A 25,080-nucleotide genomic window follows, 5' to 3' on the forward strand; every position below is an offset into this window, starting at 1 on the left:
CCCGAGGCTGGGGACCTCGCGCCCGAGCTCGACTGATGGAACACGAAGCACCACCGATGCCCGGGCGTACACCGTAGGTTGACTTCCCGGCGGTGACTACCGCGATGGTTGTAGTCAAGATTCAATCCAGCGCCTCATGGCCGAACGATCACGCCCCGTTCAGTTTCTGATCATCAGGACGGGTGTGGAGAGCGGGTCGCGATGCTGGTGATGCTCGGCGGCATAGGCCGATTAAGGCGCGTTATGGCCCAGGGCATGGCGGTTCTCGCCGTGCTGGCGGGCCTGAGCATGGGCGGGTCCGAGGCGGGTGCGGCCGCGGTCACGGAACCACCCAAGGAGCCGCCCGCCGACACGGCGGTGACCGACGACGCCGCCGTCATGCTGGCGCGGAAGTCGGGACGGCCGGTGGAGGTGCTGTCACAGCGGGGCGAGCACCGCACGGTCAGGGTCCTGCCCAATGGGCGGTTGGAGGTGACCGAGCACCTGCGGCCGGTGCGCACCCGCCACGACGGCCAGTGGGTCGGCATCGACACCACGCTGAGGCGGGACGGTTCCGGAATCGTCCCGGCCGCGACCACTGTCGGGCTGTGGCTGTCCGGCGGCGGGCAGGAGCCGCTGGTGCGGATGTCCAGGGCGGGCCGCGAACTGTCGCTGTCGTGGCCTGGCACGTTACCCGAGCCGGTCCTGGACGAGGACAGCGCCGTCTACCAGGGTGTTCTGGGGCGCGACAGGGCAAGGACTGCCCGCGGCCGGCGGCCTGGCGGCGGAGAACCTCGTCCTCACCTACGACGACTTCCCGCGGCCTGTCCGCCTGACCGGCGATCTCGGCGCCCACGTGGGCGCCACCGACTACACGGCCACCGGCAAGCTCATGATGCTCGAGTTCGGCGCGACGGCGGGGAAACACGCCTGGCAGACCTTCACCTACGAGTGGGCGACCCGGCGGCTCGCGACCTCCCGTACGGTGAAGGAGAACGTCAGCGGCAGCGACCGGGACGCCACCTACCGCTATGACGATGCCGGGAACATCCGCTCCATCGCCGACGTCTCGCGGGACGGAACGGACACCCAGTGCTTCTCCTACGACGCGCTACGCCGGCTCACCGAGGCATGGACGCAGGCCACGACCTCCGACTGCGACGCCACTACACCCACGCGGGCAGGACGGTCGCGCTCCGCACCCCGGCCGGCGTCACGTACCTGACGGAGGACCATCAGGGCACCGCCCGGGTCGCGATCGACGCCGACACGCAGCAGAGCCGGGTCCGCCGGCTGACTCCCTTCGGCACCGAGCGGGGCGACGCGGTCGCCTGGCCCGGGGGGGAAGGGCTTCGTCGGCGGCACGAAGGACCCAGGCGGTCTCGTACAGCTCGGTGTGCGCGAATACGACCCGGACACCGGCAGGTTCCTCTCCGTCGACCCGGTCCTGGATCTGGCCGACCAGCAGCAGATGAACGGCTACACCTACGCCAACAGCAGCCCGGTCACCAACGTCGACCCTGACGGCGTACTGTGCTGGAGGGTCAACGGAGACATGGATTGCTCCAACGGCGACGGAATCATCCGTGTTCCCACCAAGAAGGGCTACAAGGTCATCGGGCCGGCCCCTCCGCCGTGCTATCTCGTCCCCCGGGCCTGCGGCTGGTCGCCGGGAAGCCGCCACAGGAGCGGCGCGGCCCCCCGCTCCAGCGCGAGGCCCACCACGCCGCGGACCCTCCGGCCGCAGCAGCCCTACGACAGCCCCAGCTTCTTGGGCGACCTCTTCAACAGTGCTCCGACACCCAGTCCGGGGTCAACGCCGAACCGTCCTCCTGCGTGAAGATGCGGCCGGTCTCCTTCCACGAGCCGCTCCACGCCGGCTTCTCCGCCAGTTGGCGCCGGCGATGCGCCCGCAGTACAGCCAGCGTTCCCGAATCCAGCGCGACGGCCGCCTCCGATGCCCGCGACTTCGGTTTCCCCTCCTCCACCCGGCCACCGACGTTGGACAGTTGCTCAGCGACCGTCAGAACGCCTTCCTCCAGCTCGCCGTCCACCCACCGCGCACCGCACGCCTCCCCGCGCCGCAGCCCCGGAACGCCACCAGGTGATACAAGGCGTAGAGCCGGTCCTGGACGGCATGGTCGAGGAACGCGACGCGCGCAACCCGCGCCTCGTACCAGGCGAACTCCGCCGTGGTGTAGGCGATCTCCGGGGCCATTCCAGTCGGTCTGCTTGCGCAGGGTCATCGTGTCCCCCTGCCCAGGGGCGGCGGAGTGTGGCTGGTGGGTGTCCGCGACCACCCTAGGGGGCGAAAAGGGGAGGCGGAAGCCTGAATCGGATCCCATGGGATCGGCGTACCAGTTCCGCGGGTGGCGGAACGCGGCCCGATTGGATCTGGTCGTGGGGGCGCAATCGACCGATTGTGCACCCATGGGGTTTCGGATTGACCTTGTGGATCAGGCTCTCATCGCGCTGCCGTGGCCGCGATCATGATCAGCCGGAGACTCGCCCGGCGGAAGGCCTCTCGGGCACGCACCGGCATCGGCGGTTATGTCGACGACATGTGACAGCGTTTGCCGGTCTGCTGCCACAGCGATCGCTTCCGCTTAAGGGCGATGTCGCTGGCGATGTCGCTGGAGATGTCGCCGGAGAGCTACCGCGCCGAGGATTCAGGGCGGGTCACCAGTACAGGCGCTGCCACAGCGCGATCCACTGGTCTGGGTGAACGTATCCGACGACGGCGTCACGAGACACGCCGGCCGCCGCCAGAGCGGCGTCCACTCCTCGGTGACGCATCCTCAGCGAGGCGCGCACCGAGCCGCCGAGCCCGCTGAAGCCCGGCTCGACCAGTTCCTGGTAGGTGCGGCGGCCGCGCACCAAAGGTTCGGGCCTACGCTCGATCCGCAGGATCGCCGAGTCGACCGACGGTACCGGCCGGAAGGACCTCCGGTTCACCGTGGGGCCGAGCCGCCAGTGGAACCATGGCCACGACCGCACGGTCACGCGGCCCCCTCCTGAGCGGCCACCGGGCACCAGCACGCCCTCCACGAGACCGATCCCTGCCTGCCGGCGTCACCAGAGCGGGCTTCACCTCAGCGGACCTGGCCGGACGCGAGCAGGCGAAGTGATCGGGCGAGCGTGCCCGCTCCCCGGTACGTCTCGTTCACCCCGCCCTGCCCGGGCTGAACCGCACGGCCGCGACCGGTCAGCGAGGTCTGTCAGTGTCCAGCGCCCGCGCGGGTGTGGCGCCGGGCGAAGACGATCCAGGCCGCGACGGCGGCCAGCGCCGCGAGGACGATGACGCCTATCTTGAGGGGAGTTCCCGTCGCGCCGTCGTCGTCCCCCGCGGTCGTCGCCGCGGCGGCCCCGTTCCGCGCGGGCGCCGTCGCCTGGCTCGTCTGGTCCGATGCGGGAAGGGCCTCGACAGCGGGCGTGGCGGCGACCACGCCCGCCTTCACCCGCACCGTCGTCTTCGCCTTGGACGGTTCGGTCGCGGTCACGGTGACCCGCCACTCCCCGCTCGGCAGCGGCTCGGCGGAGTGGTAGAGGTTCTGGCCCTCCGGCGCCGACCTGAGCGGCACCGGCCCGAAGGACCGGCCGTCGGCCGAGGTCGCCTTCAGCGTCGCCGCGACGATCTCCGTGACGGGATGGCCGTCCTTCTTGTATGTCACCAGCACGTTGACGTTGTCGGCGCCGTCTCCTGTCACCTCCAGCTTGATCGGCCCGCCGTGGGCCGCGGCTGCCGGTGCGCCGAGCACCAGCGCGAGCCCGGCCAGCAGCACGGTGAGGACGTAGGCCGGTGCCTTTTTCACGGTTGGTGGCTCCCCTCGGGTTCGGTGTCGGGGGTGAGCGCCCCTTCGCCGGGTGATGTGGGCAGGAACACGTGCTGGTGGCCGTAGCCGGCGTCGATGTTCACGGCGTCGAGGGCGGTGGCCCCGATCGACCAGGTGAAGAGCGCGTCGGCGCGTTGCCGTGCGGCCAGGTCGAGGGCGGCGGCGCGGGCCGGTCCTGTGAGGTCCCGCGCCATCGTGTAGGTGTCGACGGTCGTGGCGAACTGCCGCGCGGCGGAGGCGAGACTCGACCGCGCCACGTTGGTGGCGGTCTCGCCGGACGGCGGGTCGGCGAAGCCCTGGACGGCCGCGGCGGCGGCCTGCCGCCACTTCTCGACGTCGGCGGCGGTCACCGCGACAGGTCCCGCGGGGCCGTCGCCGGGCAGGGCCAGGGCGAGCCCGTCGAGCACGGGGAGGAGCCGGGTCCGCGTGCCGCGGGCCAGCTCCGTCAGGGTCCTGATCTGTGTCCGGTCGCGCAGCGCGGACTCGGCGCGGAGCCGGTCGGCCGCCTGCTCGATCGAGCTCGGCCGGGTCACGCCGAACACCACGCCGCCGGCGACGAGCGCGCCGAGCGCGAACGCGAACGCGAACGCGAGGGCGAGCACGCGGCCCCGCGTCGCGGGCCGGGGCGGGGCCGGTCGCCTGGGTCGGTTGATGGTGGCCACCTCCTGGGAGCGGTTGCCGAGGGCGCTCACGCCTCCTGGGACGCTTCCTGGCGGGCGAGCATGATCAGCTTCTCGATGCGCCTGCGGCGCCTGGCGGCGTTCAGCCGGATGGCGAAGAAGGCGAGGACGAGAAGGGCGAGGGAGCCGAGCTGCGGCCAGGGCAGCGCCCACACCGTGGTGCCGACCGCCGCCCGCTGGGCGGCGACGCCGGGAAGCGGCTCGCCCGCGGGCGAGGGGACCGCCATGACGGTCGCGCCGATGGGTCCCAGCGGCCACGCGCCGGGCACCCGCGCGACGAACGTGCGGCTGCCGCCCGGCATGAGCTCCCTGGCCCTGGCCGCGGACGGGTCGTTCCAGCCGCTCTCCCCCGCGAGCGTGGACGTCAGCACGTGGTTGTCCGTGACCAGCCGGACGTTGCCTTCGTTGGCCACGGTGTAGGTCACCTCGACGGATCCTGCGGCGAACGGGTTCCACGAGCCGGCGTACTCGGCCCGCACGCCGGTCACGGCCACCTTGGCCACGTAGTCGCCGGTGACGCGGATGTTCAGGCGGACGCCCACCCGGTTCTGGACCCGTACCTGGCCGGAGACCGTCTCCAGGGACGCGGTCACGCCCGCGGGGTGGTCCCCCGGCGTCGCGTTCCGGGGGATCGACACCGTCACGGGAACGACGGACGTGGCCCCGGCGGCGATGGTCACCCTCTCGGGGACCGTGATCCAGGCACCGCCGTCGGTGGGCTCGGCGTCGGAGGGCCGCATGTCGAAATAGCCCTTGGAGGTCAGGTAGCCGTCGTTGGCGTCGATCGCGAAGTCCACCGGCTCGGTGGAGCGGTTGATGACCGCCACGTGCTCGACGACCTGCCGGCCGCCGGCGAGTTCGAGGTCGATGACGCTGCGGCCGTCGGGACCGTCGGCGCTGGCCGGCACGACCGACCAGGTGGTGTCGGCGCCGGACGGGGTGGCGAACGCCACCATGGCGGCCAGCAGCGCGACGCCGAGAGCGGGGAGGACGGCGAGGCGGGCAAAAACGCCTCGCGGGCGGCTTGCGGTCAACAGAGGTCTCCAGTCTCGTCGTGGCCGTCCGGCGCCCGCGCCGGGCGGGCGCGGGCCCCGGACGGCCGGAGCGGACGATGGCGTCCTGCCTCCGGTTCAGGAGCAGGTGAACGTTCGGGACCGGTTGCCGTTCAGGACTGGTTGAACAGGGAAAGCGTGAGGGTCGAGTGGTACTCGCCGGCGGTGACGTCGGCGGGGGTGCGCAGCGTGAGGTCGGCGTTGACCTGCCAGGTGCCGATCTCGTCGGCGGAGTTCGCCGTCGACACCAGCAGTTCCTGGCCCTGCAGACCGACGGCCGGCGCTCCCGAGCCGTCGGAGATGACACTGGAGACGGGCTCACCGGCCTCCACCGCCCCGGAGGAGGAGTCGGTCAGCAGGCGCGGCCGCCAGCCCAGGTACTGCGAGCCGATGGGCGGCGTGGAGCCGCTCGTCGCGGTGAACTCGCCGGCCTGGCCGACAACCGCCCAGAAGTCGCCGGCAGGGATCTCCTCGGGCCGGCGGGTGTCGTTCACCGTGACCGTCGGCAGGGTGCCGACGAACTGGCGGGCGGCGGCGTTGGAGCCGTCCTCCTGAAGGGACACGCCGCCGTTGTCGGCGACGGTCATGGACACCTGGCCCGGAGTGGTGCCGGGCTCGATCGTCACCGTGACGTCGATGCCCTGCTCGGGGTCGTCGTCCGCCACCGCGGGACCAGCCATGCCGACGCCCGCGAGCGCGACGCCGAGCACCGCCGCGGCGAGCAGTTGCGTGGTCCTGTTGATTCTCATGTCTTCGCTCCATCGCTGGGGGGCGGGGCCGGCCGGCCGATCGGCCGGCCGGCCCCGGTTCTGCTGGGGGCGGTGACCACGGTCGCGCGGACAGTGGTCACCGCCGGTGCGGTCAGCGGCAGCTGAGCGCCGGGTAGTCGGCGTCGTACGACGAGGTGACCTGCTCGCCGCCGATCGTCGCGACTCCCTTCACGGTCACCGTGCCGGCGTCGATCTGCCCGGCCCGGCTGTTGAAGGACTGGTACGCCTGCTTGCCCGGGGTCACGTCGGCCACGGTCTTCGAGCCGAACGGGGTGGTCAGCGTCACCGTCACCGGCACGTCGGAGCCGTTGACGGCCGTGACCGCCACGTACGCCGAGGTGCCGATGCAGCGGGACGAGGCGGAGACCGCCAGGTCGACGGCCGCCGCCTTGGTGAGGCGGAAGTAGTCGAACGTGACCTTCTTCGACGCCGACTGGTTGGTGCCGATCGTGTACACGCCGACCTTGGCGCCGGTGGCCACCGCGCTGTTCTGCACCGCGGCGGACAGTTCCGTCCAGGTCTCGCCGTCGGCGGAGTAGGACCCGGAGTAGGTGTCGCCCTCCTTCTTGAGCCGCAGCCACCAGATGCCGGTGGTGAGGTTGTTCACCTGTGGCTGCGGGCTCTGCACGGTCCCGCCGGCCTCGCTGCGCAGCTCGATGCTCCGCGCCACTGTCGACCCGGCCGCGTTGGTGGTGAGGAAGTCGAGCTTCACGTAGTCGTCGTCGCCGGTGTACACCATGAGGCCGCCCTGCTGGTACTGCTCGTTGAGGGCCGAGGCGTCCACCTTGGTCTCCAGCGTCCAGTCGCCGCTCGGGGCCGGCTGCAGGATGAGGTTTTTCGGGCCGGTGTTGTCGGTCCCGTAGATGTCACCGGTCGTGGTGTCGAGCTCCAGCTTGCCGTCGCTCACGCGCATCGCCGTGGCGTCGGGGCGCACGATCGCGGTCCAGCGGCAGGCGTCGAGCGCGGTGCCGTCGAACTCGTCGTCCGGGTCCGGCCCGGTCGCACTGTCGTCCGGCGTGATGTGGAACCAGTCGAAGGACGCGTCCACCACCGGGTGGTCGGCCCCCGCCAGCGAGATCAGGCCGATCTTCGGGTCGGTGATCCCGGCGAGCGGCTTGGTCTGCGGCATCGCGGTGTACGTGGTGCCGTCGGCGGAGTAGTGGGCGGTGATGTTCGTCCCGTCGCTGATGAACCGCACGTACACCGTGTCGGGGTAGGCGTCCCCGAGAGTGGCCGTATTGCTCTGCGACACCTCGTTGGGGCTGCCGTTCTCCTCCCGGATGAACTGGAAGATGCGGTCGGCGTGGTTCGGACCCGAGGTGGAGCGCGCCTGCAGCACCATCTTGGCGTAGTTGTCGTCGTCGCCGTAGATGATCAGACCCGCCTGCTGGTACGCGTCCCGCGCGTCCAGCGTGAGCTTGGCGGTGGCGGTCCAGGCGCCCGGCGGAGCCGGCTGCACCACGATGTTCGGCGTGTTGCCGCCCGTGCTGTAGATGTCGGTGGTCGAGGTCGGGATCACCAGCTTGCCGTCGGCGACCCTGAGGTCCTGGTTCTCCCTGACGACCGACCAGCGGTCCCGGTCGAGCTGGTCGCCCAGGAAGTCGTCGGAACGTCCGGTGAAGCACACCACGGCCGGCGCGTCCACCTTGACCTGGACCTCCGCGGTGGCCGACGCGCCCTTGTCGTCGGACACGGTCACCACGGCCGTGTAGGTGCCCGGCGCGGTGTAGGTGTGGCTCGCCTCGGCCGTGGTGGGCTCCGGCGCGCCGTTCACGCCGAAGTTCCACTTGTACGTGATCGGGTCCCCTTCCGGGTCGCTGGCCGTCGCCTCGAAGTCGACCGTCAGCGGCGCGACGCCCGTCACCGGCGTGGCCGTCGCGGTCACGACAGGACGCTGGTTGTCCGTGGCGCCCTTGCCGACGAAGTCGACCCAGTTGAAGTTCGCCAGGTAGGCGTCGTTCGCCGCGCTCGCCGGCTTGCGCACGACGAAGTACAGCGGTCCGCTCTCCGCCGGCGGGCCGGTCACGTCGAGCGTGACGTCGGTGAACGTCTGCCAGCCGCCGGTGGGTGTCACCTCGGCCGAGCCGATCAGCGTGCCGGTCTCGGGGTCGCCCGCCCTGACCTGGACGGTGCCGCCGGCGCCGCCCGAGGCGGCGCGTAACCGGATCGCGGTGAGGTTCGACAGGTTCACCGGGTCGAACGACCACCAGTCGCCGTCCTGGACGAACCCGATGTGCTGATTGCCGCCCTGCGGGTCGCTCGTGGTCTCGGCCTGGACACCCGCGGTGTCGGTGCCCACGCCGTCGGCCACCCGGCCGGTCCGCGTGAAGTGCTCGGCCTGCTTGCGCTTGGGCTGCAGGAGCGTCTCGCCCCGCCCGGTCAGGGGCTTCGCGCCGTTGGCCCCCTCGTCGGTGTAGCTGGCCTCGATCACGTAGAAGAGGTTGTCGTACTCGCCGTGGCCGGCCTGCTGGGTCTGCAGGGTGCCCTCACAGCCCGTGTGCTGGTCGAGCGGGTGGCCGTGGCTCTCGTGACCGAGGATCGCCTGGATCTGCACCTTGTCGCAGTCGATCGTGCCGTCCTCGGGGTCGGTGGCGGTCACCTTGAACTTCACCTGGTCGCCGAACTCGAAGAAGGCGCCGTTCGGCGGGAGGTCCACCGTGACGGTGGGACGGGTGTTGCCCGCGCTGATCGCGACACTGGCGGTGGCGGTCTTGCCGCCGGGGGTCGTGACGGTCAGGACCACGTTGTAGTCGCCGCCCTCCTCGTAGGTGTAGGAGGGGTTGGGGTCGGTGGAGTCGGTGTCGCCGTCGCCGTCGAGGTCCCACGCGAACGTGAGCGGCTCGCCGTCCGGGTCCCGGCTGCCCTCGCTGGAGAACGTGACGGCCAGCGGCAGCGGCCCGTCCGTCTTGTCCGCCGTGGCGCGGGCGATCGGCGGGCGGGTGCCCTTGATGTACTCGATCCGGTAGATGCCGGAGTCGGCGTTGTCGCCGCCGAAGCCGGAGCCCCACTCGATCATGTACAGCGCGCCGTCGGGGCCGAACTTCATGTCCATCGGCTTCTTGAACGACAGGGAGCCGAGGATGCGGTTCATCTCCACGAGCTCGGCGCCGCTCTCGTCGAGCTGGAACGACCACACCTGGTCGTTGTTCCACTCGCCGAACACGGCCTTGCCGTCCCAGTACGCCGGCCACTTCACGTCCGACTCCAGGTCCGGGTCGGCGCGGTAGACCGGGCCGCCCATCGGCGCGCCGCCCCTCAGCTCCGGGAAGTTCTGCGGGTCGGCCGCGTAGTGGTACCAGACCGTCGCGGGCACCATCGTGGGCAGGTTGGTGAGACCGTCGTTGTTCGGCGAGTCGTTGACCGGCGCGGTGCAGTTGAACGCCGCCCCCGACTGCTGGGTGGCGAAGTCGTAGTCGATGTACGGGGTGTTGCCGCCGACGCAGTAGGGCCAGCCGTAGTTGCCCGGCTCGGAGACGATGTTCCACTCCACCGTGTTCTGCGGGCCCCGGGTGGCGCTCGCCGAACCGGCGTCGGGGCCGTACTCGCCGAGCATGACGTGGCCCGTCTTCGGGTCCAGGCCGATGCGGAACGGATTGCGGAAGCCCATGCCGTAGATCTCCGGCTTGGTGTCCTCCGTGCCCGGCGGGAAGAGGTTGCCGGACGGGATGGTGTAGGTGCCGTCGGGCTCGGGGTGGATCCGCAGCAGCTTGCCGCTCAGGCTGTTGGTGTTGCCCGAGGTGCGCTGGGCGTCCCAGCTGGCACGGCCGGACCGCTCGTCGATCGGCGTGTAGCCGTCGGAGGCGAACGGGTTGGTGTTGTCTCCCGTGCCCAGCCACAGATCGCCGGTCCTGGGGTCCATCACCATGCCGCCGCCGTGGTGGCAGCACTCGGCCCGCTGGACCGGGACGTCGAGGATCCGCGTCTCGCTCTCCAGGTCCAGGGTGTCGCCGGTGACGGTGAACCTGCTCAGCCGGTCGACGTTCTCCCCGGTGGGCGAGTAGAACAGGTACACCCAGTGGTTGGTGTCGAAGCCGGGGTCGAGCGTGAGCCCGAGCAGGCCGCTCTCGTTGGCGGTGAAGACGTCCAGCTGCGCCGCCGTCACCGTGCCGCCGGACGGCTTGATGATCTTGACGTCGCCGAGCCGGTCGATGTAGAAGACCCGGCCGTCCTTGGCGACGTCCACCATCATCGGGTTCGAGGTGTTGTCGTCGAGCGTGACCTTCTCGAAGCTGCTGCTCTGCGAGGCCGAGCAGTCGGCCCTGACCGCGCCGGCGGCGGTCTGGATGCCGCCGAGGAGCAGCTTCAGGAAGTTGGGCTCGCTGTAGTTCTCCTTGAGATGGCCGAGCCCGGTGTACCAGGAACGGCCGCCGTCGTAGTCGTGGCACCAGGTGTTCGGGTGGTCGGCGCCCATCGTGGCGCCGGTGTAGGACTTCTCGTCCATCGACGTCAGCACGTGGACGTCGGCGCGCGGGTTGGCCTGGTAGTCGTACCACTCGTCGGTACGGGTCCAGGTCACCGGCAGGTCCTTCGTGGACGGGTGCGCCGGGTCCTCGACCTTGACCGTGGCCTGCTGGATCGCCGGGTGCGACTTGAAGTACGCCCCGACCAGCCCGCCGTACCACTCCCAGTCGTAGCCGCTGTCCGCGGCGGCGTGGACGCCGACGAAGCCGCCGCCGTTCTGGATGTAGCGCTGGAAGGCGTCCTTCTGGTCCTGCGTGCCCAGCGGGTCACCGGTCGTGGACATGAAGACCACGGCCTGGTACTGGGCCAGGTTCTGGTCCGTGAACAGCGCGCTGTCCTCGGTGGTGTCGACCTCGAAGTTGTTCTCCTGGCCGAGTTGCTGCACGGCCGCGATGCCCTCGGGGATCGAGTCGTGCCGGAAGCCTGTCGTCTTCGAGAAGACGAGCACCTTGAACGCGGGCTCGGCCGCCGTGGCGGCCTCGGCGCTCACGGGCGCCGCGAGGAGGGTGACGAAGGGGGCGACGAGGGCCAGGGCCATCGTCGTCGCGGTCCGGCGCCTCGGGCGTCGTCCGCGTGCTGGCAGGACCGCGTTGAGCAGCCTGGCCCACGTTCGATGACGTGGTGACATGGAAAACCCTTCCTGACCGGGGGGACGTCAGGCAAAGGCGCGCGCCGCCGCGCTGTTGCCACTGGGTGGGTAGCGGATGGTGCGGGGTGCTGGAGGGTGCCGTCTCCAGGCGTGTGGGGCCGTCAGTGAGGTACCGGCCGGGGCGATGAATCCATGATCGTCGTCGGGTCGTCGATGATGTCGCTGACCACCATGCTGGCGGCGCCGCGAGAGGCGGCGCCGAAGCCGAGAGTGGAGGCGACGAACCGGCACTGGGCGGCGGGAGCGGCCACCACGAGCCGTTGCAGCTGGTCCTGCGCGTGCGGCAGCAGCCACTGCGCCAGCGAGGCGAAGTAGCCGCCGATGACGATCACGCGCGGGTTGAACAGGTTGGCCAGGATCGAGCCGCCGAGCCCGAGCCACTCGCCGACCTGCGCCACCGCCGTCGTCATGCGCCGGTCGCCGGAGGCCAGGCCCCTGGCGAGGTCGGCCACCCGCTCGCCGGGGTCGGGCACCGGCATGCCGGGCAGCCCGTAGGCCTGCTCGGGCATGGCCGCGCGGACGAGCGCGGCCAGGCCGACCTTGGTCTCCCAGCACCCGATGCGGCCGCAGCCGCACTGGGCGCCGTTCGGGTCCACCTGCAGATGCCCGACCTCGCCGGAGAATCCGTCCGCGCCGCGCAGGAGCTCGCCGCCCAGGATGATGCCGCCGCCGACCCCGACCTCTCCGGTGAGGTACACCAGGTACGGAGTGCCGGCGGCGACGCCGGAGGTGTATTCGGCCAGCGCGGCGAGGTTCGCGTCGTTGTCCACCCGCACGGGCACGCGCAGCGGGCTCAGCAGGGAGCTCAGCTGGTCGGCCAGCGGCAGGTCGTGCCAGTAGAGGTTCGGCGCGAGCGTCACGACGCCGCGCACCACGTCCACGAGCCCGGGGACCGCCACCACGATGCCGGCGGGCGACGCTCCGGCCCGCCGCATGGCCTCCACGGCCTCCTCGGCCACGAGCCCGAGCCGGCGCACGGCGCTGTCGGGGCCGCTGCCCATGGCGTCGTAGGCGACCCGGCGCTCGACCAGGATCCGGCCGCTGAGGTCGGTGCCGTGGACCGCGATGTAGTCGACGTTGATCTCCATGCCGAGGGCGCCGACGTGCGCGCCGTGCAGCGCGACCGCCCGTCTGGGGCGGCCGACCGCGCCGACGTGCTCGACGCCGACCTCGCGTACCAGACGCCGTTCGAGGAGCTCGGCCATGAGGTTGGACACGGTGGCCCGGTGCAGCCCGGTCGCCTCGGCGATGTGGGCGCGGGACAGGGACTTGTGGTCGCGCAGCTCGCGCAGCACCAGGGAGAGGTTGGCCCGGCGCAGCGCGGCGAGACCCGCCGGCGGAGCGCCGCCCGAAGCACCGTTGGGCGGCTTGTACGTCATGGGTACCACCCGCCCCTTTGTTTATCTTTGAGATCAATTAATGGCAGTTGTAACACGGGGATGCACGAATGCGCACCCCTCACATTCGTAACGAGTTGGCATCGCCGAAATCGCCGCATTTCAGCGACCACTCCGGCGCCAGTTACCGGAACGTTACCTAAATTGCAACCGGTTTCCCCCTTGTGCCCTCAGAGGTCGGCACCTTTAATTCGGTGAGCCATCCGCACTGATCGAGGAGGAGCGTGGACCACAACCCGGCCGATCGCCACGCGACCGACTCGGCGAGTCGCGACGGACCCGCGGACCAGGTCACCGTGCACCCCGACCGCGTCCTCGTGCCGCGTCATGTGAGCGCGAACATCCCGTGCTCCCGGCCGGCCGTCACCGTCGCGACCGGGTCGAACGGGCATCCTCGACCTGGCCTGCCTCACCGCCGAGGTGGGCGTCGGTGGCGTCGTCAACTCCGTCCGAACGTCTCCGGCCGTCGGAGTCATCGGAAGAACCCCGACGGTCCGCTCGCCCTGACCCGCCTCCGTCCCCCGCACGTTCCACCCGCCTGATCGCTGTTCCGCACCTTCCGCGTGCTGCGGCCACGGCGCGTGCTGTCCGGCGGACGGACGCCGCTGTGTCCCCACCCACCGGGCCTTCCGTGCCCTTGTGCCCCAGAACGTCCCCGCCCGCCTGATCGGCAGCCAGAGCCGCAGCGGCACCGTCGACGCCGACCTCGGTGCCATCGCGGCGGTGCCAACCGGTGCCGCCAGGCGGGCGGGGCACGGCCCCACCGAACTGGCGGCCGTCGAGCAGAGCGCGGCTGAGGCAGCCGCTTGACGATGTGGAGGATTCATGACGAGACCGATCACGTTGTTCACCGGGCAGTGGGCGGACCTGCCGTTCGAGGAGGTCTGCCGGCTGGCTTCCGAATGGGGCTACGACGGCCTGGAGATCGCCTGCTGGGGCGACCACTTCGAGGTCGACAAGGCCGTCGCGGACGACTCCTACGTCGAACGCAGGAAGGAGACCCTGGCCAAGTACAACCTCGGCGTGTGGACGATCTCCAACCACCTCGTCGGCCAGGCCGTCTGCGACCACCCCATCGACGAGCGCCACAAGGGCATCCTGCCCGCCCGCATCTGGGGCGACGGCGAGCCGGAAGGCGTGCGGCAGCGCGCCGCCGAGGAGATGAAGAACACCGCCAGGGCCGCCCGCGCGCTCGGCGTCGACACCGTCGTCGGCTTCACCGGCTCGTCGATCTGGCACACGCTGGCGATGTTCCCACCGGTGCCCCCGTCCATGATCGAGGCGGGGTACGCCGACTTCGCCGACCGCTGGAACCCGATCCTCGACGTCTTCGACGAGGTCGGCGTGCGCTTCGCCCACGAGGTGCACCCCAGCGAGATCGCCTACGACTACCACACCACGGTGCGCACGCTGGAGGCCATCGGGCACCGGCCGGCCTTCGGCCTGAACTGGGACCCCTCACACATGGTGTGGCAGGACCTGGACCCGGCGAACTTCATCCTCGACTTCGCCGACCGCGTCTACCACGTGGACTGCAAGGACGCCCGCGTCGCCACCCGCGACGGACGGCGCGGCCGCCTGTCCTCCCACCTGGCCTGGGCCGACCCCGGGCGCGGCTGGGACTTCGTGTCCACCGGCCGGGGCGACGTGCCGTGGGAGGCGTGCTTCCGGGCGCTCAACCACATCGGCTATGACGGCCCGATCTCCATCGAGTGGGAGGACGCGGGCATGGACCGGCTGCACGGCGCGCCGGAATCCCTCGCCTACATCCGCTCGCTCAACGCCATCACCCCGCCGGCCGCCGCCTTCGACGCCGCCTTCTCCTCAGAGTGACGCCGTTCCGCCGGGGCGACGGCCGCAGATGGCCGCCGCCCCGGCGGAGATCCGCACGCTCTCCGTTCCCGTGCAGATGCTGCTCGACGCGCGAGTGGATGGCCGCAAGACCGGAATCTCCGCCTCCTTCGACCTCTGCGGCCGATTTTCGGGCATCCATACGTCATGAGCGAAATAGCACGGTGACCATTATGGCTTTTGCGCCTTGGCCGGCCGGGTGGGCATGCGGCCGCGCGCCATGCCTGAGAATAGAGGGCTCCCGTTAAGGCATCGCTGGCAATTCCCGATACTTCACATTAAAGGCCTGTCACTATTTATCCTCCGGAGTCAGGACGTGTCGGTTTCGGTCCCCCAGCCAGGCCGCTTCGAGGATCGCGGTCAGGCTGGCGGTGTCGGTCGGGCCTGGATGGTTCTGGATCAAGCGGGTGACACCACTGGCCATCTCCGCGAAGCGCGGGAGGTCAGCGCGTGCCACGCCGATGTCCGCCAAGGTGGCGGGGATGCCGATGTCGGCAAGGAGCCCGTCGAGCCAGGTGAGGAACGCATCTGCGGCCTCGGCGTCCGAGGCGTCGGTCACATCGAGCCCGCACACCTCGGCGAGGATGGCCAACCGGTCGCCGATGGCGCCCCTGGCCGCGTCCAGCGCGTAGGGCAGCAGCAGCCCGACGCCCAGGCCGTGCGGTGTGTGGGTGGCGGCGCCGATGGGGTACTGGAGGGCGTGCGGAGCCGCGTTGCCCGCGTGGGAGAACGCGAGCCCGGCCAGCATGGACCCGTAGGACATGTCCGCGCGCGCTTCCTTGTCGCCTCCGTCCCTGACGACATGGGGCAGGCTGCGGGCGATCCGCTCCGCGGCCAGGAGCGCGTAGTGATCGGTGATCGAGTTGCGGCCGAGGAAGACCTGCTCCACCGGGTCGCGTGGTCCGTGGGCCCGGGGCCGCGCGGTGTAGCTCTCCACCGCGTGGCAGAACGCGTCGATGCCGGAGTGGGCAGTGACGGTCGCCGGGCAGGTGTAGGTGAGCTCGGGGTCGACGATGGCGAAGTCGGGCACGATGTGGACGCTGGAGACCCCCACCTTCAGCTCGCGGTCAGGGTCGGTCAGCACCGAGACGGGCGTGAGCTCGGAGCCGGTGCCTGACGTCGTCGGGACCGCGACGAGAGGAATCGTCGGCCCGGGCACCTTCGACTCGCCGTAGAAGTCGCGCGGCGTCCCACCATGGCACCGGATGACGCCGACGATTTTGGCGAGGTCGATCACCGTGCCACCGCCGATGGCGAGAATGGCGTCGGCGTCCACCTCTGCGGCGACCGAGACGGCCAGGGCGACATCGGCGAGTGGCACGTCCGGACTCGCGTCGGCGAACACCTCGACGACTTCGACCCTCTCCCGCACGGCGGCCACGATCTCGGCCACGCCCGGCTGCCCCAGAAGAACCCGGTCGGTCACGATGAGGACGCGCGAGCCACACTCGGCCACCACTCGCGGGATGTTCTGCGCGACCCCTTCGCCCACTATCAGCTGGCGTGGTGCGCGGACGGTCTCAAGCATGTCAGTGCCTCTCTGGAACGTCGGCGGTGATGTGCTGGACGGACGTCCAGCTCACCTGCGAGACCGGGACGGCGATCGCCCCGTCCACCGCCGCGGCCGCGTCCGTGGCGCGCGCACCGGCGGAGCCGACGGCGTCCCCGGGCACCTGGAGCAGCGGGCCGGTCACGGTAGGTCGATCGCCGCGTAGGTGATGTCGAGGTATTCATGGATGCCCTCGTGCGACCCCTCCTTGCCGATCCCGGACTGCTTCACGCCTCCGAACGGAGCTGACGGGTCCGAGATCAGACCACGGTTGATACCGACCATCCCCGTCTCCAGCCCTTCGGTGAACCGGAGCGCCCGCTGGAGGTCACGGGTGAAGACGTATCCGACGAGGCCGTGCTCGGTGTCGTTGGCCTTCGCCATCACCTCGTCGTCGGAGGTGAACGAGATGATCGGCGCCACCGGGCCGAAGATCTCCGTCGCCAGCATCCGCGCGTCCTCGGGCACGTCGACGAGGACCGTGGGCGGGTAGAAGTGGCCCGGCCCGTCCGGACGCTCGCCGCCCACCAAGACACGGGCGCCGCGATCGACCGCGTCGGCGACGAGCTCGTCGATCTTGGTGACCGACGCCTCGTCGATCAACGCCCCGACGTCCACGCCGTCGTCGAGACCGTGGCCCATCGAGAGCGCGCCCATCCGCTCGGCGAAGCGCGCCGCGAACTCCTCGCGTACGGGCTCCTCGACGTAGATGCGGTTGGCCGCGATGCACGATTCCCCGATGTTGCGCATCTTGGCCACCATGGCACCGTCGAGCGCGACGTCCAGGTCCGCGTCGGCGCACACGATCAAGGCCGCGTTGCCGCCCAGCTCCATGGAGGTGCGCAGCACGTTGCCCGCCGCCTGCCGGAGGAGCACGCGCCCGACCTCGGTCGACCCGGTGAACGAGAGCTTGCGGGTCCGGCTGTCGGCCAGCAGTGCTGAGACCACCTCGCCGGCGCGCTTGGTCGTCACGACGTTGACGACGCCCGGGGGAACTCCGGCCTCCTCCATGATGCGGGCCAGGAACAGCATGGTGAGTGGCGTCTGGGCCGCCGGCTTGGTGATCGTCGTGCAGCCCGCCGCCAGCGCAGGAGCGATCTTGCGGGCGCCCATGGCCAACGGAAAGTTCCAGGGCGTCACGAAGACGCACGGTCCGACCGGCTTCGGCACGGTGAGGATGCGATATCCACCAGCGGGAGCGGTGTTGTAGCGCCCCTCGACGCGCACCGCCTCCTCGGCGAACCAACGGAAGAACTCGGCGCCGTAGGCCACCTCTCCCCGAGCCTCGGCGAGCGGCTTGCCCATCTCGAGCGTTATCAGCCGGGCGACCTCCTCGGATCGCTCGGTCAGTGCCCGGTACGTCGCGGTCAACAATTCTGACCGTTCTCGCGGCGGGGTCGCCGCCCACTCCGTCATCGCCTCGCCGGCCGCGTCCAGAGCGGCGAGCCCGTCGACGACGTCGGCGTCCGCCACCTCAGCGATGGTCTTGCCTGTGGCCGGATCCTCGACGACGAAGGTGGCTCCGCCGGCGGCGTCGCGCCAGGCGTCGCCGATCCGGAGCCGCCGGTGCTCGGGGGCCAGGACGTTCATCGGGTCACTCATTGCGTCGCCTCCTGTGATGTTCCTGGTGCTGTCCGGCGTGACTACCGCCCGGCCTCGGACAGCGCCAGCCCGGTGCCCGCGTCGAACAGGTGCGCGCGGTCCAGGTCGACCGTGACGAGCAGCCGCTCGCCCGGCGTACCGGTGACGGTGGCTCGTGCCTTGACCTTGAGGATCTCCGTCCCCACTCGGACGTCGACCACCGTCCGGTCACCGAGCGGCTCAAGGCCGTAGAGCTCACCTGACAACGACGCGTCCCCCCGCTGCTCGACGGACAGGTCCTCCGCGCGCAGGCCCAGCAGCAGCGGACGACCGTCCTCAGCCGTGGTCCAGCGGGGCCGCGGCAGCGTCCAGCCTTCCGCCCCGACCAGACGATCTCCCTCGGCGTGGCAGGGGAGCAGGCTGATCGGCGGGCTCCCCACGAATCCCGCGACCCACTGATTGGCCGGACGCTCGTACACCTCGGCCGGCGTTCCGACCTGTTGCACCTTCCCCTCCTTGAGTACCGCGACCTGGTCGGCCATGGACAGGGCCTCGACCTGGTCGTTGGTCACGTAGACGAAGGTCGCTCCGAGGCTCCGGTGGATGCGGGTGAGCTCGGTGCGCATCTCGACGCGGAGCTTGAGATCGAGGTTCGTCAGCGGCTCGTCCATGAGAAACGCGCGTGGGCGGCGTACCAGCGCCCGGGCCAGGGCGACGCGCTGCATCTCGCCGCCCGACAACTGCGCCGGACGGCGCCGCAGCAGACCTTCGATGTGCAGCAGGCCCGAGATCCGCTCGACGGCGGTGGCGATCTCGCTCGCCGGACAGCGGCGTGCCCGCAGCGGCGAAGCGATGTTCTCGTACGCCGTGTGTCGCGGGTAGAGGGCGTAGTTCTGGAAGACCATGGCCAGGTCGCGTGCGGCCGGGGTGTCACCGGTCGCGTCCCTCCCGTCCAGACGCACCGACCCGGCGTCCAGCTTCTCCAGGCCGGCGATCGCTCGCAGGGTCGTCGTCTTGCCTGCCCCGGAGGGGCCGAGCACGACGAAGAACGATCCGTCGGGCACGTCCAGCGTCACCCCGTCCAGGGCCTGGACCTTGCCGAAGGACTTGCGCAGCCCGTGCGCTGCCACGGTTCCCATCAGGCCACCAGCTCTTCCGTGCTCACGTCGTAGACCGCCGGGGTCCCGCCGATGTGCCGCAGCCCGACCGGCGCGTCAGCGGCGAAACGGACGGTCGGTGGCATCCGAACCCGTACGTCGTGCCGGCCGCCGTGGTCGACCACGTAGATGATTTCGTCGCCGAGCCACTCCGCCGAGACCAAGCGGGCCGGGACCGAACGTTCCGCCCCTGGTTCTGTGACTTCCAGCGCCTCCGGCCGGACGCCTGCGACCAGGCGACGGTCGCGCGGCAGGCCTGGCGGTGGCGTGAAGACCAGTCCGTCCTTGCTGCGCAGCTTCCCGTCGGCCACCTCCACCTCGATCAGGTTCATCGGCGGGGAGCCGATGAACGCGGCGCAGAAGAGACTCGCCGGACGGTCGTAGACCTCCAGCGGCGTGCCGATCTGCTCGACGCGGCCCTTGTTGAGAATGGCGATTCTGTGACCGAGCGACATGGCCTCGACCTGGTCGTGGGTGACGTAGACCATCGTCGTCCCCAGTTCCCCCTGCAGGTGCTTGATCTCCGTGCGCATGTCCGCCCTCAGCTCCGCGTCCAGATTGGTGAGAGGTTCGTCCATGAGGAATGCGCGCGGCCGTCGCACCAGGGCGCGGGCGAGCGCGACGCGCTGCTGCTCCCCGCCGGACAGCCGGCGCGGCCGCCGGTCCAGGAGCGGGCCGAGCCGCATCAGCCGGGCGGCCTCGTCGACCCGCTCGCGTACCTCCGCCTTGGGCAGTCCCTCGGCCCGCAGGGGGAACGCCAGGTTGTCGCGGGTTCTCAGATGCGGGTAGAGAGCGTAGAACTGGAACACCATGGCGATGTCGCGCTCGGCGGGCGGCAGGTCGTTGACCAGCGTGTCGCCGATGCGGATGTCGCCCGTCGTCTGCCTCTCCAGGCCGGCTATGGCCCGCAGCGTGGTCGTCTTGCCGCAGCCCGAAGGACCGAGCATCACGAACAGCTCGCCGTCGCGGATGGACAGGTCCACGTGATCGACCGCGACCGTCCCGTCCGGGTAGCGCTTGTGCAGGGCTGTCACCTCGATGCCCGCCATCAGCGTCGCACCGCCCCGAGCGTCACACCGGCGACGAGGTGCTTGCGCACCAGGTAGGCGAAGACGAGCACCGGCAGGGCGAACACCACGGAGGCGGCGGCCACCAGACCCCAGTCCACGGTGGTGCCACCGATGAGGCCGGCGATGGCGGGTGGGGCCGTCCGCACGCTGTCGCTGGAGGTGAGGAAGATGGCGAACACGAACTCGTTCCACGAGAAGATGAGGGCGAAGACCGCCGTCGCGGCGATGCCGGGCAGGAGCAGGGGAAGGGTGAATCGCCAGAACGCCTGCAATCGGGTGTAGCCGTCGAGCATGGCGGCATCCTCGTACTCCGCGGGCACCTCGTCGACGAACCCCTTCATCATCCAGATCGTGAACGGGACGTTGAACGCGGCGTAGATGAGGATCAGGCCGAGCTTGGTGTCGATGAGCCCGACTTGGCGGTACATGAGGAAGATCGGGATCACGACCACCACGGGCGGCATGAAGCGGGTGGACAGGATGAAGAACAGCTGGTCCTTCTTGGCCTTCACGGCGAAGCGTGAGTAGGCCCAGGCCGCCGGGACCCCCAGCACGGTGGCCAGCGCCGTGGAGGCCCCGGCGACCACGACGGAGTTGAGGAACGCGGCGGACAAGGTCGAGCGACCGCCGCCGGAGGCGACGAACACATCCTTGAAATGGTCCAGGGTGACCTGGAAGTCGAAGAACTTGGCCGGGATGGCGTAGACGTCCCGGTTCTCCTTGATGGACGTCTCGATCATCCACAGCACCGGGAAGAGCATCACGACGGCCAGCACGGTCAGCAGCGCGACCTCCAGCACGGAGCGGCCCCGGCCGCCGAAGCGGCGCGCGAGGGGCGTGCGATCCCGGGCAGGACGCGTGGACACGGCCTCGTCGACGGAGACTGCCATCAGTCCTCCTTGAGCTTGTTCAAGTAGCGCAGGTAGAGCTGCGTGAGGACGATGACGACGAGGACCATCAGGATCCCGTACGCCGAGGCGGTTCCGGTGTTGAAGCCCAGGAACGCGACCTTGTAGACGTGGAACGACAACGTCTCGGTGGAGACCCCCGGACCTCCGCTGGTGAGGATGTAGACGAGGTCGAACAGCCGGAAGGCCTCGATGGCCCTGAACAGCACGGCGATGAGGAGCAGCGGCCACACCAGCGGAAGAGTGATGGTGCGGAACCGGAACCACTCGGACGCCCGATCGATCGAGGCGGCCTCGTACAAGTACTTGGGAACCGCGGTGAGGCCCGCGAGCGCGATGAGCATGATGAACGGCGTCCACTGCCAGGTGTCGACCAGGATCAGGGAGATCAGTGCCGTTCGCTGCCCGGTGAGCCACTCCACCTGCCCCAGGCCGAGCGAGCCGAGCATGCTGTTGATCACGCCGAACTGGGCGTCGAGCATGAAGCGCCAGAACAGCCCGACCACGACCGGCGACAGCATCATCGGCACCAGGAACAGCGTGGTCAGCAGTCCTCGCCCGTGCGTGCGCCGTGAGATCAGGTAGGCGATGGCGAAACCGAGCACGGTCTGCAGAGTGACCGCGCCGACCACGTAGATCAACGTCGTCAAGGCCCTCAGGTGGACCTGCTCCGAAGCCAGGATGGCGGTGTAGTTGCCGAACCCGACGAAATCGGCCTGCCCCCCGCGGGTGGCCGAGTAGTCGGTGAAAGACAGGTACAACGCCCACAGCAACGGGAACACCGACATGGCGAGCAACAGCAGCAGCGCGGGCGAGGTGAAAGCCACAGCGAGCCCGCGGTCGCTCAGGCGGCGGGACCGGCCCGGTGCGGGCGGCGTCGCGGACGCCACCTGCCCGGGCTGGTCGCTCGTCAGGGGGGCGGAGTCACTCACAGTCCGCCGCCGCCCTTCCCGCTGCCGGCGTCGAGCACGCTCTGCTGCTCCTTGGCGATGTCGTCGAGCGCCTCCTTCGGCGTCTTCGCACCGTTGAGAGCCGCGTTCACGTTGGTGTTCTCGATGTCGACGAGGCGCGCGTACTCGGGCACATTCCACATGTCCCGCATCCGCGGCACCGAGTCGGTGTACACCTGGTTGAACGGCGCGGCGTTGAGGAACTCGGGCGATTCCAGGGCGTCCGTACGCGACGGCACGCCACCGGCCGCGGCCCACTTCTTCTGGATGTCAGCCTGCTCGAACCACTTCATGAAGTTCAGGGCCTCCGCCTGGTTCGCCTCGGGGGAATAGGCCGACACGTGCATCCCCATGCCGCCGAGAGGCACCAGGTTCGTCTTCTGACTCGGCAGGGCGGCGAAACCCAGCTTGCCGAGAATCTCCTCCCGCGTGGTGCCGAGCGTCGACTGCTTCGGGTCGAGCAGGCCGCCGCTCGCGGCGATCCAGTTGAACGCGATGCATGCCTTGCCCTGGGCGACCGCCGCGTTCACCTCGTCGATGAACCAGTTGCCGGAGCCCTTGGCGGTCAGCGGCTTCATCTTGTTGACCAGGACGTCCATCGCCTCATGGCCCGCGGCGTCGTTGAGGACCCCGTCGATCTTGCGCGTCTTGGGGTTCCAGAGGTTGCCGCCGTAAACGCCGTTGACCGTGTTGTAGGTGACGGCCGCGGCGTCGGAGCCGTTGGCCTGGTGGAAAGCCAGCCCGCTGACGCCGGGGTTGTCCGCCTGGCACTTCCCGGCGACGGAGATCATCTCGTCCCAGGTCTGCGGTGGCTTGTCGCCGATCAGGTCCTTACGGTAGATCATCGTCCAGGTGTCGCCGAGCAGCGGCAGTCCGTACAGGCTGGCGTTCTCGTCGCGCTTCCCGGTCTCCGCCTGGGGGAACTGGCCGTAGGCCGCCAGGAGGTACGGGTTGTAGGCCTCGACGTCGATGTTCTGCCGGACGAAGTCGGTGATGTCCAGGATGTTGCCGTTCGTCACGGCCTCGCCGATGTGTTGCGAGTCCAGGATCGGGATGTCGAAGTCGGTCTTGTGCGCGGCGAACTGGGTGAACATCGCGTCGTGCCAGTTCGCGTTCGGCACGGTCTTGACCTTGACGGTCACGTTCGGCCGCTCCTTGGCGTACTCCGCGTTCGCGAAGTCTTCCAGCGCGTGGGCGGGGGGCCAGTCGAACCAGATGAAGCTGAGGGTCAGCGGATCCTTGGTGAGCTCCGGGATGGTCGCCGGCGCCTTGGGGGCGCTGTCGTTCTGGCCGCCGCCGCAAGCCGCCACGGTCGTGGCCAGTAATATGGCCGCCGTCGCAAGCCCCACCTTTCGGCCGGGAACGGACAGTCGTCCTCTTCGCTTGGGATACCGCATCTTCTTGCCTGCTTTCTGGGCGGGGACTTCGGGAGCCTTGCTGCGTGCTTCGCCGACCGGTTGCTGGGTTGTCCAGGCGTGTCGCCGGCTGTCGCAGGGGCTGACCCGCAGGCCGGCGTCACGCGTACGGCGCGACGTGATGGGACTTTGAGCAGGCGAGAAGTCCTTCGGCCCTTGTGCGGCCCGGCGGCGAACCGAGCAGGACGTCGAGCATGCTCATGGAAGCTCCAACTGATCGAAGCGGAGCGATGGCGGACGGTTCCCCGATGAGTGACGGATGGCTGACATCCGTCACCTTTCCTATACGATCCGGTGGGGAGCGTCAACATCCCGCAGTATGGCGACCGATGTCAACATGGTCCCGAAGACGCAAGAAAGGACCTCACGTCACGATGGACGACGAAGCGGTGATCGCTGGGCGCCATGAGGCCATGCCGGGAGGAACGCCGCCGGGAAGATCTCGCGGCCGGCTTGCCGACGAGGTGTACGACGCGCTGCTCGGACAGATGATGTCGCTACGGATAGAGCCCGACTCCCGCGTCACGATCGACGTCCTGGCACGGGAGCTGGGGGTCTCACAGACGCCGATCCGAGACGCTCTGAACCGCATGGAGGCCGAGGGCCTGGTCGTGCGCGTGCCCCATGCCGGCTATCGCATTCCTCCCCAGATCACCCGTCACCGATTCGAGGACATGCTGGAGGTCCGCCTGCTCCTCGAGCCGGCAGCGGCGCGCAGATCCGCCGAACGCGCATCCCCGCAGCAGGTGGCCGACATGCGACGCATGCTTGAGGACATGGCGGAGCTGGAGGGGGGCAAGGGCCCCATGGCCTACGGCGCCTTCGGGCTGCGCGACGCCGCTCTTCACGATCTCGTCGCCTCGAGCGCGGAGAACCAGGTCATCCGCGAAACGCTCGCTCGCCTGCACACGCACGTGCACCTGTTCCGGCTTCACCGCGACGCCCAGGTCACTCACTTGGCCATGGCCGAGCATGAAGAAGTCGTGGCCGCGATCGCCGCGCGCGACCCCGACGCCGCCGCCTACGCCATGCGTCGGCACATCCTGCGGTCCGGCGAGCGGTTCCAGCGACTGTTCGACGAGGCGGAGGCCGCGGAAGGAATGGCGGAAGAGGCTTGACGGGCGGGCTGCGCCGGGGAATGCTAGCTCAAATCCGATCGGATCGGATCCACCTCACCCGCCCCGGATGCGAGGAGAAGCAGGTGCCCAGAGCGCTGCTGCTGACCGGCGACGCCGCCGAGGAGCTCGACACCATGTATCCCTACTATCGTGTGCAGGAGGGCGGCTGGGACGTTGATGTCTCGTCACGGACGATGCGTGACGTTCAGCTGGTCATCCACGAGTTCGACCCCAACTCCGACGCCTACGTGGAGAAGAACGGCCGGAAGTTGCCGGTCGACGTGCCCTGGGCCGAGGTCGACGTCGAGCGCTATGACGCCCTCATCATCCCTGGGGGACGTGCCCCCGAGTGGATCCGGGTCGACGCCGACGTCAGGCGCATCACCGAGCACTTCTTCGCGCGCAACCTCCCGATCGCGCTGGTGTGCCACGGCGCGCAGGTGCCGGCCGTGTACGGGCTGCTGAAGGGTCGCAAGACGGCGTGCTTCCCTCCCATCACCGGTGACATGGAGAACGCGGGCGCGACCGTCATCGACGCTCCCGACGTCGTGGACGGCAACCTCGTCTCCTGCCGGGGGTGGCCCGACATGCCGCAATTCGGCAGGGCGATGATGGAGGTCTTCTCGAAGTCCCTCAACTCCGCTTCGGCATGAGCGCGCC

General features: G+C 69.8%; 23 protein-coding genes and 1 pseudogene. 7 read left to right on the forward strand and 17 right to left on the reverse strand.

Going from position 1 to position 25,080, the window contains the following annotated elements; all coding sequences use genetic code 11:
• Window positions 1-712: 712 nt before the first annotated feature.
• Together KME79_RS38125 and KME79_RS47585 are read left to right on the forward strand one after the other, a co-directional pair.
• Window positions 713-1,204 (forward strand): hypothetical protein, encoded by a 492-nt coding sequence (locus KME79_RS38125; protein WP_219550408.1) that lies wholly within the window; start codon window positions 713-715, stop codon window positions 1,202-1,204.
• A gap of 132 nt (window positions 1,205-1,336) precedes the next feature.
• Window positions 1,337-1,819: pseudogene (locus KME79_RS47585) on the forward strand (RHS repeat-associated core domain-containing protein); the annotation flags it as partial.
• Here the strand turns inward: KME79_RS47585 and KME79_RS38135 are convergent.
• From KME79_RS38135 to KME79_RS38175, 9 genes are all read right to left on the reverse strand, one after another.
• Complete coding sequence (locus tag KME79_RS38135) at window positions 1,764-2,033, reverse strand: hypothetical protein (protein ID WP_219550410.1); 270 nt, start codon at window positions 2,031-2,033, stop codon at window positions 1,764-1,766. The pseudogene KME79_RS47585 and the gene KME79_RS38135 overlap by 56 nt on opposite strands.
• Window positions 2,003-2,197 carry a hypothetical protein gene (locus tag KME79_RS38140; protein WP_219550412.1) on the reverse strand — a complete coding sequence of 65 codons (195 nt, stop codon included), beginning with the start codon at window positions 2,195-2,197 and terminating at the stop codon, window positions 2,003-2,005. Before KME79_RS38140 ends, KME79_RS38135 begins: the two co-directional genes overlap by 31 nt.
• A 461-nt stretch (window positions 2,198-2,658) precedes the next feature.
• The gene (locus KME79_RS38145) at window positions 2,659-3,027 is read right to left on the reverse strand and encodes an rRNA adenine N-6-methyltransferase family protein (protein WP_504739489.1); all 369 of its coding nucleotides are present in this window, start codon (window positions 3,025-3,027) and stop codon (window positions 2,659-2,661) included.
• A 170-nt stretch (window positions 3,028-3,197) separates the two neighbouring features.
• Entirely contained in the window at window positions 3,198-3,791 is a 594-nt protein-coding gene (locus KME79_RS38150; protein ID WP_219550414.1) for a hypothetical protein, read from the reverse strand.
• The gene (locus tag KME79_RS38155; protein ID WP_219550416.1) at window positions 3,788-4,504 is read right to left on the reverse strand and encodes a hypothetical protein; all 717 of its coding nucleotides are present in this window, start codon (window positions 4,502-4,504) and stop codon (window positions 3,788-3,790) included. The genes KME79_RS38150 and KME79_RS38155 overlap by 4 nt, the downstream gene beginning before the upstream one ends.
• Window positions 4,501-5,526, reverse strand: a complete 1,026-nt coding sequence (locus tag KME79_RS38160) for a COG1470 family protein (RefSeq protein ID WP_219550418.1) — start codon at window positions 5,524-5,526, stop codon at window positions 4,501-4,503. Before KME79_RS38160 ends, KME79_RS38155 begins: the two co-directional genes overlap by 4 nt.
• A gap of 131 nt (window positions 5,527-5,657) precedes the next feature.
• Complete coding sequence (locus KME79_RS38165; RefSeq protein ID WP_148032959.1) at window positions 5,658-6,293, reverse strand: hypothetical protein; 636 nt, start codon at window positions 6,291-6,293, stop codon at window positions 5,658-5,660.
• Window positions 6,294-6,405: 112 nt separating this feature from the next.
• Window positions 6,406-11,313, reverse strand: a complete 4,908-nt coding sequence (locus KME79_RS38170) for a ThuA domain-containing protein (RefSeq protein WP_219550420.1) — start codon at window positions 11,311-11,313, stop codon at window positions 6,406-6,408.
• A 212-nt stretch (window positions 11,314-11,525) separates the two neighbouring features.
• On the reverse strand, window positions 11,526-12,803 hold the full coding sequence (locus tag KME79_RS38175; RefSeq protein WP_219550422.1) for an ROK family transcriptional regulator: 1,278 nt from the start codon (window positions 12,801-12,803) through the stop codon (window positions 11,526-11,528).
• A 657-nt stretch (window positions 12,804-13,460) separates the two neighbouring features.
• Here KME79_RS38175 and KME79_RS38180 point away from each other — a divergent pair.
• Genes KME79_RS38180 through KME79_RS38190 form a run of 3 tightly spaced genes read left to right on the forward strand, consistent with a single transcriptional unit; the run spans window position 13,461 to window position 14,823 of the window.
• On the forward strand, window positions 13,461-13,631 hold the full coding sequence (locus KME79_RS38180; protein ID WP_219550424.1) for a hypothetical protein: 171 nt from the start codon (window positions 13,461-13,463) through the stop codon (window positions 13,629-13,631).
• 15 nt (window positions 13,632-13,646) lie between these two features.
• The gene (locus KME79_RS38185; RefSeq protein WP_219550427.1) at window positions 13,647-14,654 is read left to right on the forward strand and encodes a sugar phosphate isomerase/epimerase family protein; all 1,008 of its coding nucleotides are present in this window, start codon (window positions 13,647-13,649) and stop codon (window positions 14,652-14,654) included.
• Between the two features lie 28 nt (window positions 14,655-14,682).
• Entirely contained in the window at window positions 14,683-14,823 is a 141-nt protein-coding gene (locus tag KME79_RS38190) for a hypothetical protein (protein WP_219550429.1), read from the forward strand.
• A gap of 141 nt (window positions 14,824-14,964) precedes the next feature.
• On the opposite strand, the gene KME79_RS38195 is transcribed toward KME79_RS38190, so the two are convergent.
• The 8 genes from KME79_RS38195 to KME79_RS38230 are packed head-to-tail and all read right to left on the reverse strand — an operon-like array spanning window position 14,965 to window position 23,236.
• Window positions 14,965-16,200 (reverse strand): iron-containing alcohol dehydrogenase, encoded by a 1,236-nt coding sequence (locus KME79_RS38195; protein WP_148032964.1) that lies wholly within the window; start codon window positions 16,198-16,200, stop codon window positions 14,965-14,967.
• Window position 16,201: 1 nt separating this feature from the next.
• Window positions 16,202-16,366: a hypothetical protein gene (locus tag KME79_RS38200; RefSeq protein ID WP_187281277.1), complete on the reverse strand. Its 165-nt coding sequence runs from the start codon at window positions 16,364-16,366 to the stop codon at window positions 16,202-16,204.
• Complete coding sequence (locus tag KME79_RS38205; RefSeq protein WP_219550431.1) at window positions 16,363-17,823, reverse strand: NAD-dependent succinate-semialdehyde dehydrogenase; 1,461 nt, start codon at window positions 17,821-17,823, stop codon at window positions 16,363-16,365. Before KME79_RS38205 ends, KME79_RS38200 begins: the two co-directional genes overlap by 4 nt.
• Window positions 17,824-17,864: 41 nt before the next feature.
• Complete coding sequence (locus KME79_RS38210) at window positions 17,865-18,941, reverse strand: ABC transporter ATP-binding protein (protein ID WP_219550433.1); 1,077 nt, start codon at window positions 18,939-18,941, stop codon at window positions 17,865-17,867.
• On the reverse strand, window positions 18,941-20,008 hold the full coding sequence (locus KME79_RS38215; RefSeq protein ID WP_148032967.1) for an ABC transporter ATP-binding protein: 1,068 nt from the start codon (window positions 20,006-20,008) through the stop codon (window positions 18,941-18,943). Before KME79_RS38215 ends, KME79_RS38210 begins: the two co-directional genes overlap by 1 nt.
• Entirely contained in the window at window positions 20,008-20,919 is a 912-nt protein-coding gene (locus KME79_RS38220) for a carbohydrate ABC transporter permease (protein ID WP_219550435.1), read from the reverse strand. Before KME79_RS38220 ends, KME79_RS38215 begins: the two co-directional genes overlap by 1 nt.
• Complete coding sequence (locus tag KME79_RS38225) at window positions 20,919-21,869, reverse strand: carbohydrate ABC transporter permease (RefSeq protein WP_219550437.1); 951 nt, start codon at window positions 21,867-21,869, stop codon at window positions 20,919-20,921. The genes KME79_RS38220 and KME79_RS38225 overlap by 1 nt, the downstream gene beginning before the upstream one ends.
• Entirely contained in the window at window positions 21,866-23,236 is a 1,371-nt protein-coding gene (locus KME79_RS38230; protein WP_219550439.1) for an extracellular solute-binding protein, read from the reverse strand. The genes KME79_RS38225 and KME79_RS38230 overlap by 4 nt, the downstream gene beginning before the upstream one ends.
• Before the next feature lie 440 nt (window positions 23,237-23,676).
• On the opposite strand from KME79_RS38230, the gene KME79_RS38235 reads away from it, so the two are divergent.
• Window positions 23,677-24,420, forward strand: coding sequence for a GntR family transcriptional regulator (locus KME79_RS38235; RefSeq protein ID WP_148032971.1), 744 nt, complete (start codon window positions 23,677-23,679; stop codon window positions 24,418-24,420).
• Between the two features lie 83 nt (window positions 24,421-24,503).
• Window positions 24,504-25,073, forward strand: a complete 570-nt coding sequence (locus KME79_RS38240; protein WP_148032972.1) for a DJ-1/PfpI family protein — start codon at window positions 24,504-24,506, stop codon at window positions 25,071-25,073.
• Window positions 25,074-25,080 lie beyond the last annotated feature (7 nt).

The organism is Nonomuraea harbinensis, from assembly GCF_019396385.1.
Taxonomy (GTDB): domain Bacteria; phylum Actinomycetota; class Actinomycetes; order Streptosporangiales; family Streptosporangiaceae; genus Nonomuraea; species Nonomuraea ferruginea.

Excerpts from the sequence above, each read along its gene's own strand:
- KME79_RS38140 (WP_219550412.1), bottom strand. The coding sequence starts at position 2,197 with ATGGCCCCGGAGATCGCCTACACCACGGCGGAGTTCGCCTGGTACGAG.
- KME79_RS38165 (WP_148032959.1), bottom strand. The coding sequence starts at position 6,293 with ATGAGAATCAACAGGACCACGCAACTGCTCGCCGCGGCGGTGCTCGGC.
- KME79_RS38170 (WP_219550420.1), bottom strand. The coding sequence starts at position 11,313 with ATGGCCCTGGCCCTCGTCGCCCCCTTCGTCACCCTCCTCGCGGCGCCC.
- KME79_RS38175 (WP_219550422.1), bottom strand. The coding sequence starts at position 12,803 with ATGACGTACAAGCCGCCCAACGGTGCTTCGGGCGGCGCTCCGCCGGCG.
- KME79_RS38185 (WP_219550427.1), top strand. The coding sequence starts at position 13,647 with ATGACGAGACCGATCACGTTGTTCACCGGGCAGTGGGCGGACCTGCCG.
- KME79_RS38190 (WP_219550429.1), top strand. The coding sequence starts at position 14,683 with ATGGCCGCCGCCCCGGCGGAGATCCGCACGCTCTCCGTTCCCGTGCAG.
- KME79_RS38195 (WP_148032964.1), bottom strand. The coding sequence starts at position 16,200 with ATGCTTGAGACCGTCCGCGCACCACGCCAGCTGATAGTGGGCGAAGGG.
- KME79_RS38205 (WP_219550431.1), bottom strand. The coding sequence starts at position 17,823 with ATGAGTGACCCGATGAACGTCCTGGCCCCCGAGCACCGGCGGCTCCGG.
- KME79_RS38210 (WP_219550433.1), bottom strand. The coding sequence starts at position 18,941 with ATGGGAACCGTGGCAGCGCACGGGCTGCGCAAGTCCTTCGGCAAGGTC.
- KME79_RS38215 (WP_148032967.1), bottom strand. The coding sequence starts at position 20,008 with ATGGCGGGCATCGAGGTGACAGCCCTGCACAAGCGCTACCCGGACGGG.
- KME79_RS38220 (WP_219550435.1), bottom strand. The coding sequence starts at position 20,919 with ATGGCAGTCTCCGTCGACGAGGCCGTGTCCACGCGTCCTGCCCGGGAT.
- KME79_RS38235 (WP_148032971.1), top strand. The coding sequence starts at position 23,677 with ATGGACGACGAAGCGGTGATCGCTGGGCGCCATGAGGCCATGCCGGGA.